The sequence below is a fragment of the Methylobacterium trifolii genome (assembly GCF_022179685.1).
In the GTDB taxonomy this organism is placed as follows: domain Bacteria; phylum Pseudomonadota; class Alphaproteobacteria; order Rhizobiales; family Beijerinckiaceae; genus Methylobacterium; species Methylobacterium trifolii.
The window spans coordinates 1-13640 of the sequence record NZ_BPRB01000056.1 but is presented as its reverse complement, the minus strand read 5'-3'; the positions used below and the strand labels follow the sequence as shown (position 1 = coordinate 13640).

The following is a 13640-nucleotide window of genomic DNA, read 5'->3' as shown; positions in this document are numbered from 1 at the left end:
GAGGCCGTCGAGGCGCGCTTCGAAGCCTTGCGAAGCCTCTTCCGAAGCCTCTTCCGAAGCCTTCCGAAGCCGGCTTCCGCGTTTCCGAGGGCTTTCTCCCCGTGGCCATGACCGATCCGGACCGTGATCGCGTCCTGGCGCAGGCCGGTGTTTCACGTGAAACAGCCCAGAAGCTCGACCTCTACGTGGCGCAACTCCGGCGCTGGCAGTCGATCAAGAACCTCGTCGGTCCGGCGACGCTGGCCGAAGTCTGGACCCGCCACGTCGCAGACAGTCTGCAACTCCTCGCCTTGGCGCCCGAGGCCCGGACCTGGCTCGACCTCGGCTCCGGTGCCGGCATCCCCGGCCTGATCCTGGCCATCGCCGGCGGCCCCGGCATCACCGTCGATCTGGTGGAGAGCAACGCGCGCAAATGCGCCTTCCTCACCGAGACGGCGCGGCTGACCGGGGCGCCGGCCACCGTCCATAACGCCCGCATCGAGGCGGTGATCGACCGGCACCGGGGCGTGGACGTGGTCTGCGCGCGGGCGCTGGCTCCTCTGGACCAACTCCTGGCCTGGACCGAGCCGCTGTTGACAACGGGCACCACCGGCCTGTTTCCGAAGGGCCGCGAGGTCGAAGCGGAATTGACCCTTGCCGCAGCGCGGTGGAGAGTCGGCCACGCGCTGCTTCCGAGCCGAACCGAGTCGTCGGCCCGGATCGTCCGCGTCACAGCCCTCGCTCCCGTGAGCCCATGACCAGCGACGCCCCCACCCCTCCCCCGGCTCGGCCCCTGCGCATCCTGGCGCTCGCCAACCAGAAGGGCGGCGTCGGCAAGACCACCACGGCGATCAATCTGGGCACGGCGCTGGCGGCCATCGGCGAGCAGGTGCTGGTGATCGACCTCGATCCGCAGGGCAACGCCTCCACCGGCCTCGGCATCGACCGGCGCGCGCGCCGGGTCTCGACCTACGAGGTGATGGCGGGCGAGGCCACGCTCGCCCAGGCCGTGGTGCCGACCGCGGTGCCGCGCCTCTCGGTCGCCCCCTCGACCATGGACCTGCTCGGGCTGGAACTGGAGATGGCGGCGATGCCCGACCGCTCGCACCGCCTGCGCAACGTGCTGCGGGGCGTGTCGCCCGACATCACCTACGTCCTGATCGATTGCCCGCCCTCGCTCAACCTGCTCACCATCAACGCGCTGGCGGCCGCAGACGCCGTGCTGGTGCCGCTGCAATGCGAGTTCTTCGCGCTGGAGGGCCTGAGCCAGCTCCTGCGCACCGTCGAGCAGGTGCGCGGCGCCCTCAACCCGCGGCTGACCATCCAGGGCATCGTCCTGACGATGTTCGACCCGCGCAACAACCTCTCGACACAGGTGGTCGCCGACGTGCGCGGCTTCATGGGCGACAAGGTCTACGAGACCATGATCCCCCGCAACGTCCGCGTCTCCGAGGCGCCCTCCCACGGCAAGCCGGTGCTGCTCTACGACCTGAAATGCGCCGGCTCCCAGGCCTACCTGCGGCTCGCCTCGGAGGTGATCCAGCGCGAGGGCCGGGTGCCGGTGGCGGCGTGATAGACCTTTCTCCGGGAGAAGACCGGTTCGGGAGGCTGGCGCCTCTCCTCCCCCTTGCGGGGAGGAGCCGGAGGTGGGGGTGGTGCCGGATCGAGCGCGATGGTGCCTTCTGCACCACCCCCACCCCTGACCCCTCCCCGCAAGGGCGAGGGGAAGACATGCGTATGTGTAGCGGAGTCAGGACGGGTGGGTGCGATGGCGGATGAGGTGGCGCGGCCCCGGCTGGGGCGCGGGCTCGCGGCCCTGATCGGCGATTTCGGGGATTCGGGCGGGGAGACGGCCAAGGCGGTCCAGCCGCAGCGCCGGGTGGCGGTGGAGTTCCTGCGCCCGAACCCGCGCAACCCGCGCCGGCGCTTCTCGGAGAAGGAACTGGACGAACTCGCCGCTTCGATCCGGGCCCGCGGCGTGATCCAGCCGATCGTCGCACGCGCGCTGGCCGACGTGCCGGGCACGTTCGAGATCGTGGCCGGCGAGCGGCGCTGGCGGGCCTCGCAGCGCGCGGGGCTCGACGAGGTGCCGGTGGTGGTGGTCGAGATCGACGACCGCGCCTCCCTCGAATTCGCGATCCTGGAGAACGTCCAGCGTGCCGACCTCAACGCCATCGAGGAGGCCACCGGCTACGAGCGCCTGATGAGCGAGTTCTCCTACAGCCAGCGGGAACTGTCCGAGATCATCTGCAAGAGTCGCAGCCATCTTGCCAACACCCTGCGCCTGCTGAACCTGCCTGCCGTGATCCAAGAGCGGGTCATCGCCGGCGAGATCACCGCGGGGCATGCCCGCGCCCTGCTATCGGTGCGCGATCCCGAAGGCGTCGGCCGCCGCATCGTGGAGGAGGGGCTCTCGGTCCGCGACGTCGAGGCCATCGCCACGGCCGAGCAGGACGAGGCGCGGGACCGCCCCCGTCCCGGCCGTCCGCGGGGCGCCGCGGGCCAGACCCCCGAGATCCGCGGCCTGGAACGGCGCCTGGCGCAGGCGCTGGGCGTCGGCGTCAGCCTGAAGGCCAAGAGCCCGGAGGAGGGCGAGATCCGCATCCGCTACGGCACCGCCGCGGAACTCGACGCCCTCCTCCGCCGATTCCAGGTCTCCGACGCGGAGTGAGCCTCACGCCGCCGGGAGCTTTCGGGGAAGCGCGCCGGCGGCGTGCCGAAGGGCGCCGTGCATCCGCGCCTCCCAGCCCGGCGCGGTGGCGCGGAAACGGTCCAGGACCGCTCGATCGAGGGTCAGGGTCACGCGCTCAGTCGCGGCGGTGTCATCGAGACCGCGCTGACGCAGCCAGGAGGCGTAGAGTTCCGGGGACGCATCCTTGAACGGGACGGCGTTCCTGAAATCCTCCTTGGTCCATTCCGGATTGTCCGGATCGCTCGCGATCCCGGCCTGAATGCGCGCCTCGTCCGCATCGGTGAGCGGCGGAAGTTCAGTCTTGGCTTTGGTCATGGAGTCTCCTTTCCGCTCGGCTCGCGGGTACGGTCACGCCGCAGCCCCGGCACCAGGGCCGCGAGGCGCTCCTTCATCGTCATCCGCCCCGGCTCGGGAAACGGCATGGCTGCCCCTCCAGGATGGAAGCCCGAGCGGCTGGAACGGCCGTGTCTCGCCTGTGTGTCCGGGGACCGGTATCACCCGCGCCGCCGGGCACCCTCGGCGATGCGCAGGAGGGCGGCGCCGGCATGCGCGTGGGCGAGCTCCGGGTCGGCCCGCCGACAGGCCAGGATCGCATCCTGGAGGATCTGGACGGCCTGCCGCAGGGCGCCGGGCGCCCAGCGCCCGAGCTGCCCCTCGATGCTGGCCTTCCGCTTGAAGTGCAGGCCGCGCCACGTGGCCGCCATCAGGCTCGGGCTCTTGTCCGGGTTGTCCAGCCGGGTCGCGAGCAGGGTCAGGGCGTGGCGCAGGGCCGAGCCCAGCATCATCGACGGGTCGAGGCCCTCGTGCCGGAAGCGGCGGTAGTCGCGCTCGACCGCGCCCCCGCGCCCGTCGAAGGCGGCGTCGATCAGCGTGTTGAGGACGCTGGCGGCGACGTCGCTGGCCACCGCCTCCACGTCGTCGAGGCTCACGCTCCCCTGCCCGTGGGCGTAGAGGGCGAGCTTCTCGATCTCCGACAGGCTGGCGCGCCGGTCGCCGCCGAGGCTGCGGCTCAGGGTCTCTCTCGCCTCGCGGGCGATGCGCAGGCCGCGCGCCTCCAGGGTCCGCTCGATGAGGTCGGAGAGCGCCCGCTCGTCGTCCGGGTAGCAGGGAATCGCGAGCGCCCGCGGCGACTTCTCGCAGAGGGTTCGCAGGGGCGCGGACTTGGCGAGGTCGCCACCCTCGACCACGATGCGGGTGTCGGCGATCTCCGCCTTCAGGACGGCCTCGACGGCGGGCGCGTAGTTGCGGCTGCCGGGGCGCACCCAGATCGTGCGTTTCCCGCCGAACAGCCCGACCGTGCCGGCCTCGTCGGCGAGCCGTCCGGGGTCGGAGGCGAGGGTGTCGCCGTCGATCCTGACCAGGGCGAAGGGGTCGTTGGGGTCGTCGACGAAGCTCTCGGCCAAGCGCTTGGCGCGCTCGACCACGAGGCCGGTATCGGGCCCGTAGACCAGGATCACGGGGATGCGCGGATCGGGCCCGCGCCGGAGCAACCCTTCGACCTCGCCCGCCTTGACGACGGTCAAGGCGCGATTCCCATCCGGGACGGGCCGCTCACGGCTTGGCCGACAGCACCGAGGCGATGCGGGTCTTGATCTGGTCGGCCAGCACCTTGGCCAGCCGGATCTCCGCGTCGCGGGCGGCGCGCTGGCTGGCGAAGCGCTGGACCGAACGGTCGTAGGTGGCCGTCGAGGTGGCGACGCCGTCGGTGACGACCTTGGTCCCGTCGAGGTTCTCCAGGCTGAACTTGACGTTGGCCACGATGGTCCCGGCCTCCGCCCGGCCGGTGGTGGAGGAGACGATCGGGGTCTGGATGACCTCGCTGCCCTGCATCTTCAGGCGGTAGCGCTTCGGCGCCGGCTGTCCCGAGCCGTCGAGACCGAAGATCAGCTCGCTGCGCAGATAATGGCCGATGCGCTCCTGCCCCTGGGCCATCGCGATCTCGTCGACCTGGATGCCGGCGAGCAGCGCCCCCATCGACTCGCCCGAGGCCGTCGGCCCGTAGAGGGGGCGAAAGCAGGCCGAGAGGTTGAACGCCAAGGCGACGACGCAGGCCGCCCGCCCGATCGTCCCCGCCACCGCTCTCCGTCCGTCCGAACGCTTCATCAGCCCGCCGCCGTCCCGACTCGATCCCGAACCGCTCTTTAGCGCGTGGGCGAGGCCCCGCGCCACGAGCATGCACGCCAACCGTTACGATTCCTCTGCGGCGAGAGTGGGGTGGACGATCCACGCCCGGCGCGAAAGCCGGGCCGGGGGCCCGTCATCCCGGCTCTCCGGTCCGAAAACGACCGGCGGGCAGATCGGGCTTTCAATCACGGTGGCCGGCTTGAAGGAGGCCGCGTCGATAGCGACGCTGCCGCGATTCAAGACAGCTTCAGAACTCCAGGGCCGGCTCCCGCAGGGCTGTGGATTCGCGCGTGCACACGGCCTGGTCGGGGGCCGCGTTGCTGCCCGCGAGCGCCTTCGCCAGTTCGGCGCGCGCCTTCTCCATGTCGGCCCGGAAGGTCGCGTCGCCCAGCAGCGCCGCGAAGGCCGAGGAGCCGTTGGTGCGCCCGGCCGCCACGTCGCTCAGCCAGTGCACGCCGCAGATGACCCGGCTGTCGCCGTAGGCCCGGCCGCGGGCGAGGATGGGCGTGGCCTTCTCGGGCACGAGGGCGGCCATGATCAGGGCGAAGGCCCAGCCCTGCGCGGCATGGCCGGAGGGGTAGCTGAAGCTGTCGGCCAGCATCTGCGTCCGCTGGACGCAGATCGGCGCCTCGTTGCCGACGAAGGGGCGCAGGCGCCGGTAATGCACCTTCGGGCCGCGGGTGGCGCGGGCGACGTCGAGGCGGGCCCGCTCGAACAGGTTGATCACCGCCGGCACGCGGGTCTGGTCGATGCGGGTGCCGAGCACGCAGGCGAAGGTCTCGAGGATCGCGGCCGCGCCCTCGGCCACGTCGTTGGCGGCCATGTCCCATCGCGGGCTGCCCTTGAGGGCGCGGGTCGCGTTGAAGGCGGTGCGGTCGGCAGCCTCCAGGGTCGAGTGGCTCGCGGGCGGCGGCGGCAGGATCTTGACGGTGTCCGGGGCGACCGCCTCGCCGAGATAGGGCTTGTGGGCCGGCTTCTCGGGCCGCAGCGTATCCTTGTCGAGGGACGGGGCCGCGGTCTCCGGCGGCGGGGCCGGGCGCGGCGGCGTGGGCTCGGCGAAGGCCGGCTGGGCGAGGAGCGCCGCGAGGGCGAGGGTGGCGAGGGGCAGGGAGCGGGACATCGGGTCCGTGGGGTCGCGCGGGACGGTCGAGGCTAGCCATACCGTGGCATGGCTGACCGGGATATGACCATGTACGCCCGGTGGGCTGCGGGCCGATCCGTTAACGATATCGCCGTCGCTTCAAGTCCCGGCCGCACCAGGATAATCGGTGTCGCCGTCTTTAGATTGGAGCCGTGCCTGACCACATCGCGTCGGATCACGCCTCTCGCCGAAGGAGATCGTGTGGCCATACCCTTCGATCGTGACCGCCTCCTGCGGGCTTTCGAGATGCTCGGGGCCGACCTCGCGGAAAGGGGGGTGTTCGTCGAACTGGCGGTCTATGGCGGTGGGGCGCTGATGCTGCAGTTCGCATGGCGGCGGGCGACCGAGGATGTCGATGCGGTCGTACGTGAGGGCTACGACGCGGCGGCTCTGGGGCCTTCGGTGCTACGGGTCGCTGAACGGATGGGCATCGAGCCGGACTGGCTGAACAACGCCGTGGGCATGTTCACGCCGTTGACCGAGGACGATACCCTGTTCGCCCTGTCCGGCAGCTATCCCTCCGGCACCGCGCCGGGTCTGCGGACCGTCATTGCCGCACCACACTACCTGTTGGCTATGAAGTTACAGGCTCTGCGCAACCTCGACCGCGGTACGCGCGACTTGACCGATGCACGGGCGCTGGCAGCGCATCTCGGAATCACGGACCGCGAGGCGCTGACGCGGCTCTACGTCTCGATCTATGACGAAGACCCGCCCGAAGAGGCGTTGTCACGCTTCGGAGCCGTGCTTGCCGACGGTCGGCCATGAGGCCGCACACGCTCCATGAGGTCGTCGAACGGACCCGCCGGGACCCCGACTGGAACCACCACTTGAGTGAGTTCCTCGACGCCTTCTACGGTGCCGACGGCGACACCATCCGCCAAGCCGGTTTCATCGGGGACGAGCCGGGCCTGCTGGGCGACAGGCAGGCCGATGCTTTCGTCGGCGGCGTCGGCGAACATCTGGCGCGGCGCTGGAACCTGCCGATCCCGGCTTGGGTCAGACACCGGGACCGCTATCTCACGACCGCCCTGTTCGTGCCGGACGAACGGCCCCTGCGCGGCTACCTGCTGTGCGTCAGCCCGGTCGCCTTTCGCGCCCGCCTGATCTTCACGGGGCCGGACCCGCTCCAGCGCGCCCGCTTTCCCTATCACCGCGGCGTGATCGCGATGCCGTCGACCTATCCGCCGATCTGAGGATCACCCGCCCCGGATCGCGGCGGCCACCGCCTCCGGATACTCCTCGTGCGGGCTGAGCGCTCCGGGGATGGAGACGGACCGCACCTGTCCGCTCGCCGCCAGGGCGTCCATCTCGGCGCCCGAGCGGCGCGGCGCGCGCTCCGGCCTCAGCATCAGGACCGGCGGTATCGTGCCGGCAAACAACCGCAGGAAATCCGCGCGCGTCTCGACGGGATCGAGGCCGCCGGTGACGAAGGCGGCCGTGCCGAAGCGTCCGTTCCTCTGCCGGGTGACGGCGTGCTTTTCGGCGATTACCCCCGGCGTGACGTGGGCCGGATCGGCGTAGACGTGGGCGCGCATCATCCGCCCGATGATCGGGGGCGAGATGTTGATTCGGTAGAGGGCATCACCCAGGATCGGCGTCTCGACCAGGCGACGCAGGCGGGCGAACAGCGGCTTCCGGTCGGGTCCCATCGCGGTTGGCAGGGGGCCGCGCCACGTCGGCGCCACCAGGACGATCCGTGCGAAGGTCTTCGGATGCCGGCGGGCGGCGGCGACGAGATAGCCGGCTGCGTGGCCCGCCGCGACGCCAAGGGCATAGGGGCCGGGGGCGGCCGCGATCAGCGCGTCGAGGAAGGCGTTCAGGCTCTCCGGGTTCAGGGGCAGCCGCGCCCGCGGCCGGTCCCCGAAGCCCGGCCAGTCCGGCACGAGGCAGCGATGGTCGCGGGCGAGTTCGTGCGCCAGTCCGCGCATCTCGGCCCGGGCCGAGATGGTGGAGAGCGCCGGCAGCAGGAGGGCCTCGCGGCCCTGCCCGATCGTGTCGCAAGGGGTCGGCACCCTGCACCCGGCGACGGTCAGGTCGAGGGTGCGCCCGGCGGCCATCGCGGAATCCGGCGCGTCAGGTGCGCAGGAGTTCGTTGATGCCGGTCTTGGCGCGGGTGCCGGCATCGACCCGCTTGACGATGACGGCGCAGTACAGGCCCGGTCCGGGCGAGCCGTCCGGCAGGGGCTTGCCCGGCATGGTGCCCGACACGACGACGGAATAGGGCGGCACGCGGCCGTAGAAGACCTCGCCGGTGGTGCGGTCCACGATCCGGGTCGAGGCGCCGATATAGACGCCCATCGAGAGCACGCTGCCCTCGCCGACGATCACGCCCTCGGCGACCTCGGCGCGGGCGCCGACGAAGCAGTTGTCCTCGATGATGACCGGGTTGGCCTGGAGCGGCTCCAGCACGCCGGCGATGCCGGCCCCGCCGGAGATGTGGCAGTTGTCGCCGACCTGGGCGCAGGAGCCGATCGTCACCCAGGTGTCGACCATGGTGCCCTTGCCGACCCGCGCCCCGAGATTGATGAAGGAGGGCATCAGCACCGCGCCCGGCGCGATGTAGGAGCCGCGCCGCACGAAGCAGCCCGGCACGGCGCGGAAGCCCGCGGTGCGGAACTCTGCGTCCGTCCAGCCCTCGAACTTCGAGGGCACCTTGTCCCACCACGGCGCGCCGCCGGGGCCGCCGGAGATCGGCGCCATGTCGTTGAGGCGGAAGGACAGCAGCACCGCCTTCTTGAGCCACTGGTTGACCTGCCAGTCGCCGTCCACCTTCTCGGCTACGCGCGCCTTGCCGGAATCGAGGAGGTCCAGGGCCTCGTCGACGGCCTCGCGCACGGGTCCGCGGGTGGCGGTATCGATGGCGGCGCGCTCGTCCCAGGCGTTTTCGATGGTGCGCGCGAGATCGGCGTGGGACATGGGTCTTCCGGGAGGGGCTGTTCGACGGAGCCCGTGCTTACAAGGGGCCGCCCGCTCTGTCACCTGAGGGCGCGTCTCGGACCGGGGCGGCGGCCTCGGCGAAGACCGCGCCCTTCATCAGCGGCCGCGCCGTGCGGAAGAACGAGCCCCGGCTCGCACGCCAGACACCCCCGTCGCGGGAGACCGCGGCGTCGGCGGTCAGCACGCCCGAGGGCATCCCGACCCGCAGGCCCGCCCCGCCCGAGAGGCCGGCGACGGCATGCACCACGCTGCCCTCCAGGCGCGCCGCGACCGCCAGGCAGAGGGTTGCCGTGAGCGGCAGAGCCTGGTGCGGGACGCCGTTCGAGATCGCTCGGGCCGTCAGGTCCATGTCGGCTGCCGCCAGGGACGCGCCGGACAGGGTGACCGCCTCCCGGGCCGGCGCGACGAGGCAGACGAAGGGGACGTGGACGATCGTCGCGGCATGGTCGAGGTCGCGCCCGATTCCCATCGCCACCGAGGCCGCGGCCCTGATCCGGGCCAGACGGCCGAGCAGGCCCGGCACCGCCTCCAGCTCGGCGGGCGATTCGGTCCCGGCCAGGCCGAGGTCGGCGGCGTGGAGGAAGACGCAGGCGTTGGCGGCATCCACCATCGACACCGCGACCGCGCCGAGCCCGGCGACGTCGAGCCTGCCGCGCACCGCGCCGGTCGGCAGCAGCCGGCCCGTGCTCGCCCCGCCCGGATCGAGGAAATCGAGCCGGATCGGTGCGCCCGAGCCGGTGACGCCGGGAATGGTCAGGTCGCCGCCGTAGACGGCCCTGCCGCCGCGGACCGCGAAGGCCGCCTCGATGAGCTTGCGGGTGTTGGTGTTGTAGATCCGGACCTTGACCGGCCCGTCGCCTGCCGGGACGAGCCCCTCGTCCACCGCGAACGGGCCGACCGCCGAAAGCATGTTCCCGCAATTGCCCGACAGGTCGATCCGGCCTTCGCGCACGGCGACCTGGACGAAGGTGTAGTCCACGTCGGCGTCCGCGCGTTCGGACCGCTCGACGATGCAGATCTTGGACACGGAGGACACGCCCCCGCCCATGCCGTCGAGCTGGCGGCCGAACGGGTCCGGACTGCCCATGGCCGACAGGAACAGCGGCTCCCACTCCGCGACGTCGCGGGGCACGTCGCGCCGGTGCAGCATCAGGGCCTTGCTGGTGCCGCCGCGCATGAAGACGGCAGGGACCGTGGTGAGGGTCATCGCGCGCGCTCCCTATGAAGGCTCCGGCGTCCGGCTCTCCAGCATCGCCCGCACCCGCTCCAGGCCGGCGCTCAGGCCCGTGAGGTCGTCGGCCAGGGCGGCATGGATCGCGGCGGCGGCTTTGGGAAACTCCTGCAGCACCCGCTGCATCAGGGTCGGGCTGATGCGCATCACCTCGGCGGCGGCGGCGGCCCGCGCGTCGCTCGGGCGCTCCCCGCGCACGAACAGGGCGAGCTGGCCGATCAGCGCCGAGCGCCCGGCCGTGACCGGCCCGCCCCCCGCGATGCGGGGCTCCAGCCGGATCGTGCCCGACATCACCACGAAGCCGCCGTCGGCCGGATCGCCGCGGGCGAAGAGCAGGTCGCCCTCACCGAGGCTGCGCCGCTCGGCCGCGAAGGTGAGGAGGCGCAGGGCGTCGCGCTCGAAGAAGCCGAAGAGCGGCGCGGCGGCGAGGATCGCAATGTCGTCGTCGAGCCCCAACGCGAACCTCTGGCCGTCAGCACCATCGGAGCCTTAGCCCAACGGCGCCGCCCGTACGACGGCCAGCGGCCCGAAATCCAAAAAATCAGGGGAGCAGCTTGTAGCCGCCGCCCTCGGTGACGAGGATCGCGGCGATGGCCGGGTTCGGCTCGATCTTCTGGCGCAGGCGGTAGATGTGGGTCTCCAGGGTGTGGGTGGTGACCTGGGCGTTGTAGCCCCACACCTCGGCCAGCAGCGTGTCGCGGCCCACCACCTCGCGCCCGGCGCGATAGAGGAAGCGCAGGATCGCGGTCTCCTTCTCGGTGAGCTTCAGCTTCGAGCCGCGCTCGCCGATCAGCAGCTTGGCGCCGGGCCGGAAGGTGTAGGGGCCGATCTGGAAGATCGCGTCCTCGCTGGCCTCGTGGCTGCGCAGGTGCGCGCGGATGCGGGCCAGCAGGATCGCGAACTTGAATGGCTTGGTGACGTAGTCGTTGGCCCCCGCCTCCAGCCCTTCGACGGTGTCGGCCTCCGAATCCTGCGCCGTCAGCATGATGACCGGCCCGCGGAAGCCGTTGCGGCGCATCACCCGCACCGCCTCGCGCCCGTCCATGTCGGGCAGGCCGACATCCATCACCGCGAGGTCGACGCGCTCGTCGCCGACGCGGGCGATCGCCTGGGCCCCGCTCGCCTCGCTCACCACGACGAACTCCTCGTGCAGGTCGAGCTGTTCCGTCAGGGTCTCGCGCAGGATAGCGTCGTCGTCGCAGATCAGCAGGCGGTAGACGTTCATCGTCCGTCGGGCTCTCGGCAGGGCACGATCGGGTCCGGGCCATGGGGGAGGGACGCGGTTCCCGTCAAGGAAAACCGATGCCCGAGGCGTCGTCGCTCCCATGGCCCGAACACGAGCCGCCCGAGCATATGCACCAGAATAAGGCTCTTTTCGCCGCCGGGAATTGGTTTGTGCGCAATTCGTCACGCCTTTCGGTGCCGGATTGGACCGCTTCCAGGCGCCCGGATTTAGATTGCCGGCTTATCATGCGCTCCGGACGGGGATTCGAGAGGTTGGAATGACGCGCAGACCTACCCGGCCCAAGATGGTGCCGACCACCCTGGCCTGCCTCCGGGTCGATGCGCTTGCCGGCGACCGGCGGCGCGGCCGGCTCCTGGCAGGGGGCAGCGTCATCGCCTGCGCGCTCGGTGCGGGGGGAATCGTCCGGCGCAAGCGCGAGGGCGACGGGGGCTCGCCCCACGGCAGCTTCCGCCTGCGGGGCGGTCGCTTCCGCCCCGACAGCCTGGGCCACCGGCCCGCCACGGCCCTCCCCTTGCGCCCGACGCGAGCCCATGACGGCTGGTGCGACGACCCGCGCGACCGGCGCTACAACCGGCCGATCCGCCTGCCGGCACCGGGCGTCAGCGCCGAGGCGATGTGGCGCGCGGACGGCCTCTACGACGTGGTGATCGACCTCGACTACAACCGCGGCCCGATCCGGCCGGACCGCGGCTCGGCGATCTTCCTGCACGTCGCGCGGGCGGGATATCGCCCGACCGAGGGCTGCGTCGCCCTCGAGCGGTCGGACCTGCTGCGGCTGCTGCGCCGGGTCGGCCCCCGCACGCGCCTGCGGATCGGCTGATCGAACGGACGGAAAGCCGGCAGGCACGTGGCCATGATGGCAGCCGGTCGGCTAAGGGTATGACGATGACGTTTCGTCGTCGCCGTTCCATCGTGATCGCTATGGATGATCGCTTTACATCGCCTGTTCCATACGGTCCGCTCCACGAATGCCTGAAAGACCGTCGATGCAGCCAATTCCCCCGTCGCCTTGCCATTGCTTGGCGGTGCGTCAAGCGGCAAGACAGATGACGCAGCTCTACGATCGGCATCTTGTGGCGGTCAGCCTGCGCGCCACCCAGTACGCCATCCTCGCCCAACTGGACCGATACGGGCCGATGGCCGTGCACGAGCTTGCCCACCACCTCGTGATGGACCGCACCGCGACGGGCCGGACCCTGCGGCCCCTGGAGCGCGACGGTCTGGTCCATAACGGCCCCGGCCGCGACGCGCGCACCCGCTGCATCAAGCTCACGCCGGAAGGCGCGGCGCGCCTCGAAGCCGCCCGCATCCCGTGGCGGCGGGCCCAGACCGCCTTCGAGGCGCAGTACGGCGCGACCGAGGCCGATTCCCTGCGGCTCTCGCTCGCACGGGTCGTCGGACGGGCCTGACCGGCCGCCGCCGCGCGGCCGGTTTCAGACCTTCGGCGTGCGCGCCCCGAAGATCGCCGTGCCGACGCGGACATGGGTCGCGCCCATCTGGATCGCGGCCGGATAGTCGGCGCTCATGCCCATCGACAGGATCGGCAGGTTGTGCCGGGCCGCGATGCCCGCGAGCAGGGCGAAATGGGCCGAGGGCGGGTCGTCGGCGGGCGGGATGCACATCAGGCCGTTGATCGCCAGCCCGTGCGTGTCGCGGCACTCCGCGAGGAGTGCGTCGAGCTTGTCGGGCGCTACGCCCCCCTTCTGCGGCTCGTCGCCGGTATCGACCTGGATCAGCAGCTTCGGCGTCCGGCCGCTGCGGGCGATCTCCTTGGCGAGCGCGGCCGCCAGCGACAGCCGGTCCAGGGAATGGATCACGTCGAACAGCTCCACCGCCTCCCGCGCCTTGTTCGATTGCAGGGGCCCGACGAAGTGCAGCTCCACGTCCGGGTAGCGCTCCCGCAGCGCCGGCCACTTGGCCTTGGATTCCTGCACGTAGTTCTCGCCGAACAGGCGCTGCCCGGCCTCCAGCGCCGGCAGGATGTGCTCGGCCGGCACGGTCTTCGAGACCGCGATCAGGTGCACGCCGGCGGGATCCCGCTCCGAATCCTCGGCCGCCCGGCGGATGCCGGCCAACACCTCCGCCAGCCCTGCGGCGACGTCGGCCTGGCCGACCGGCGGCTTGTCCGTGGGGGAGGGTGTGGCAACGTCCGTCATTCGGCTTCCTCGATCCAACAGGCCGGACCTACCAGCCGGAACGCGCGCCGCAAGCCCAGGCTCCAGGGCGATCGCGTGAACGCGCTTGCCCTTACTTTCTGCTCGGCCTCAATCGCCGGCGCCCGCCTCCG

At 71.5% G+C, this 13640-nt stretch carries 17 protein-coding genes; 7 read left to right on the top strand and 10 right to left on the bottom strand.

Annotated features, from left to right (window positions below):
• The first annotated feature begins 107 nt into the window (after window positions 1-107).
• From rsmG to COGEMETH_RS04925, 3 genes are all read left to right on the top strand, one after another.
• Window positions 108-737, top strand: a complete 630-nt coding sequence (rsmG, locus tag COGEMETH_RS04935; RefSeq protein WP_238181506.1) for a 16S rRNA (guanine(527)-N(7))-methyltransferase RsmG — start codon at window positions 108-110, stop codon at window positions 735-737.
• Window positions 734-1552, top strand: a complete 819-nt coding sequence (locus COGEMETH_RS04930) for a ParA family protein (protein ID WP_238181493.1) — start codon at window positions 734-736, stop codon at window positions 1550-1552. Before rsmG ends, COGEMETH_RS04930 begins: the two co-directional genes overlap by 4 nt.
• Window positions 1553-1747: 195 nt before the next feature.
• Window positions 1748-2650 carry a ParB/RepB/Spo0J family partition protein gene (locus COGEMETH_RS04925; RefSeq protein ID WP_238181492.1) on the top strand — a complete coding sequence of 301 codons (903 nt, stop codon included), beginning with the start codon at window positions 1748-1750 and terminating at the stop codon, window positions 2648-2650.
• Window positions 2651-2653: 3 nt separating this feature from the next.
• Here COGEMETH_RS04925 and COGEMETH_RS04920 read toward each other — a convergent pair whose 3' ends face one another.
• The 4 genes from COGEMETH_RS04920 to COGEMETH_RS04905 all read right to left on the bottom strand — a co-directional run bounded on the left by COGEMETH_RS04920 (window position 2654) and on the right by COGEMETH_RS04905 (window position 5915).
• A complete protein-coding gene (locus tag COGEMETH_RS04920) occupies window positions 2654-2986 on the bottom strand; it encodes a BrnA antitoxin family protein (RefSeq protein ID WP_238181491.1) in 333 nt (110 codons plus the stop codon).
• A 179-nt stretch (window positions 2987-3165) separates the two neighbouring features.
• Complete coding sequence (gene holA / locus COGEMETH_RS04915; protein WP_238181490.1) at window positions 3166-4194, bottom strand: DNA polymerase III subunit delta; 1029 nt, start codon at window positions 4192-4194, stop codon at window positions 3166-3168.
• Window positions 4195-4222: 28 nt separating this feature from the next.
• A complete protein-coding gene (lptE, locus tag COGEMETH_RS04910) occupies window positions 4223-4774 on the bottom strand; it encodes an LPS assembly lipoprotein LptE (RefSeq protein ID WP_238181489.1) in 552 nt (183 codons plus the stop codon).
• A gap of 268 nt (window positions 4775-5042) precedes the next feature.
• Window positions 5043-5915 carry an acid phosphatase gene (locus COGEMETH_RS04905; RefSeq protein WP_238181488.1) on the bottom strand — a complete coding sequence of 291 codons (873 nt, stop codon included), beginning with the start codon at window positions 5913-5915 and terminating at the stop codon, window positions 5043-5045.
• Between the two features lie 222 nt (window positions 5916-6137).
• Here COGEMETH_RS04905 and COGEMETH_RS04900 point away from each other — a divergent pair, with 222 nt between their 5' ends.
• On the top strand, window positions 6138-6704 hold the full coding sequence (locus tag COGEMETH_RS04900; RefSeq protein ID WP_238181487.1) for a hypothetical protein: 567 nt from the start codon (window positions 6138-6140) through the stop codon (window positions 6702-6704).
• Window positions 6701-7132 carry a hypothetical protein gene (locus COGEMETH_RS04895; protein WP_238181486.1) on the top strand — a complete coding sequence of 144 codons (432 nt, stop codon included), beginning with the start codon at window positions 6701-6703 and terminating at the stop codon, window positions 7130-7132. The genes COGEMETH_RS04900 and COGEMETH_RS04895 overlap by 4 nt, the downstream gene beginning before the upstream one ends.
• A gap of 3 nt (window positions 7133-7135) precedes the next feature.
• Here the strand turns inward: COGEMETH_RS04895 and COGEMETH_RS04890 are convergent, their stop codons facing one another.
• The 5 genes from COGEMETH_RS04890 to COGEMETH_RS04870 all read right to left on the bottom strand — a co-directional run bounded on the left by COGEMETH_RS04890 (window position 7136) and on the right by COGEMETH_RS04870 (window position 11332).
• Window positions 7136-7996 (bottom strand): alpha/beta fold hydrolase, encoded by an 861-nt coding sequence (locus COGEMETH_RS04890; protein WP_238181485.1) that lies wholly within the window; start codon window positions 7994-7996, stop codon window positions 7136-7138.
• A 16-nt stretch (window positions 7997-8012) separates the two neighbouring features.
• A complete protein-coding gene (dapD, locus tag COGEMETH_RS04885) occupies window positions 8013-8855 on the bottom strand; it encodes a 2,3,4,5-tetrahydropyridine-2,6-dicarboxylate N-succinyltransferase (RefSeq protein WP_238181484.1) in 843 nt (280 codons plus the stop codon).
• Window positions 8856-8892: 37 nt separating this feature from the next.
• Window positions 8893-10083 (bottom strand): 2-methylaconitate cis-trans isomerase PrpF family protein, encoded by a 1191-nt coding sequence (locus COGEMETH_RS04880; RefSeq protein ID WP_238181483.1) that lies wholly within the window; start codon window positions 10081-10083, stop codon window positions 8893-8895.
• A gap of 12 nt (window positions 10084-10095) precedes the next feature.
• Window positions 10096-10563 (bottom strand): cyclic nucleotide-binding domain-containing protein, encoded by a 468-nt coding sequence (locus COGEMETH_RS04875; protein ID WP_238181482.1) that lies wholly within the window; start codon window positions 10561-10563, stop codon window positions 10096-10098.
• Between the two features lie 85 nt (window positions 10564-10648).
• Complete coding sequence (locus COGEMETH_RS04870; protein WP_238181481.1) at window positions 10649-11332, bottom strand: response regulator transcription factor; 684 nt, start codon at window positions 11330-11332, stop codon at window positions 10649-10651.
• Between the two features lie 304 nt (window positions 11333-11636).
• On the opposite strand from COGEMETH_RS04870, the gene COGEMETH_RS04865 reads away from it, so the two are divergent.
• Together COGEMETH_RS04865 and COGEMETH_RS04860 are read left to right on the top strand one after the other, a co-directional pair.
• The gene (locus tag COGEMETH_RS04865) at window positions 11637-12173 is read left to right on the top strand and encodes a L,D-transpeptidase family protein (protein ID WP_373875313.1); all 537 of its coding nucleotides are present in this window, start codon (window positions 11637-11639) and stop codon (window positions 12171-12173) included.
• A gap of 226 nt (window positions 12174-12399) precedes the next feature.
• Entirely contained in the window at window positions 12400-12762 is a 363-nt protein-coding gene (locus COGEMETH_RS04860; protein ID WP_238181479.1) for a MarR family winged helix-turn-helix transcriptional regulator, read from the top strand.
• 24 nt (window positions 12763-12786) lie between these two features.
• Here COGEMETH_RS04860 and COGEMETH_RS04855 read toward each other — a convergent pair whose 3' ends face one another.
• Window positions 12787-13509, bottom strand: coding sequence for a YggS family pyridoxal phosphate-dependent enzyme (locus COGEMETH_RS04855; protein WP_238181478.1), 723 nt, complete (start codon window positions 13507-13509; stop codon window positions 12787-12789).
• Window positions 13510-13640: the final 131 nt, after the last annotated feature.

Excerpts from the sequence above, each read along its gene's own strand:
- rsmG (WP_238181506.1), top strand. The coding sequence starts at position 108 with ATGACCGATCCGGACCGTGATCGCGTCCTGGCGCAGGCCGGTGTTTCA.
- COGEMETH_RS04930 (WP_238181493.1), top strand. The coding sequence starts at position 734 with ATGACCAGCGACGCCCCCACCCCTCCCCCGGCTCGGCCCCTGCGCATC.
- COGEMETH_RS04925 (WP_238181492.1), top strand. The coding sequence starts at position 1,748 with ATGGCGGATGAGGTGGCGCGGCCCCGGCTGGGGCGCGGGCTCGCGGCC.
- COGEMETH_RS04920 (WP_238181491.1), bottom strand. The coding sequence starts at position 2,986 with ATGACCAAAGCCAAGACTGAACTTCCGCCGCTCACCGATGCGGACGAG.
- lptE (WP_238181489.1), bottom strand. The coding sequence starts at position 4,774 with ATGAAGCGTTCGGACGGACGGAGAGCGGTGGCGGGGACGATCGGGCGG.
- COGEMETH_RS04905 (WP_238181488.1), bottom strand. The coding sequence starts at position 5,915 with ATGTCCCGCTCCCTGCCCCTCGCCACCCTCGCCCTCGCGGCGCTCCTC.
- COGEMETH_RS04895 (WP_238181486.1), top strand. The coding sequence starts at position 6,701 with ATGAGGCCGCACACGCTCCATGAGGTCGTCGAACGGACCCGCCGGGAC.
- COGEMETH_RS04890 (WP_238181485.1), bottom strand. The coding sequence starts at position 7,996 with ATGGCCGCCGGGCGCACCCTCGACCTGACCGTCGCCGGGTGCAGGGTG.
- dapD (WP_238181484.1), bottom strand. The coding sequence starts at position 8,855 with ATGTCCCACGCCGATCTCGCGCGCACCATCGAAAACGCCTGGGACGAG.
- COGEMETH_RS04880 (WP_238181483.1), bottom strand. The coding sequence starts at position 10,083 with ATGACCCTCACCACGGTCCCTGCCGTCTTCATGCGCGGCGGCACCAGC.
- COGEMETH_RS04870 (WP_238181481.1), bottom strand. The coding sequence starts at position 11,332 with ATGAACGTCTACCGCCTGCTGATCTGCGACGACGACGCTATCCTGCGC.
- COGEMETH_RS04865 (WP_373875313.1), top strand. The coding sequence starts at position 11,637 with ATGGTGCCGACCACCCTGGCCTGCCTCCGGGTCGATGCGCTTGCCGGC.
- COGEMETH_RS04860 (WP_238181479.1), top strand. The coding sequence starts at position 12,400 with ATGACGCAGCTCTACGATCGGCATCTTGTGGCGGTCAGCCTGCGCGCC.
- COGEMETH_RS04855 (WP_238181478.1), bottom strand. The coding sequence starts at position 13,509 with ATGACGGACGTTGCCACACCCTCCCCCACGGACAAGCCGCCGGTCGGC.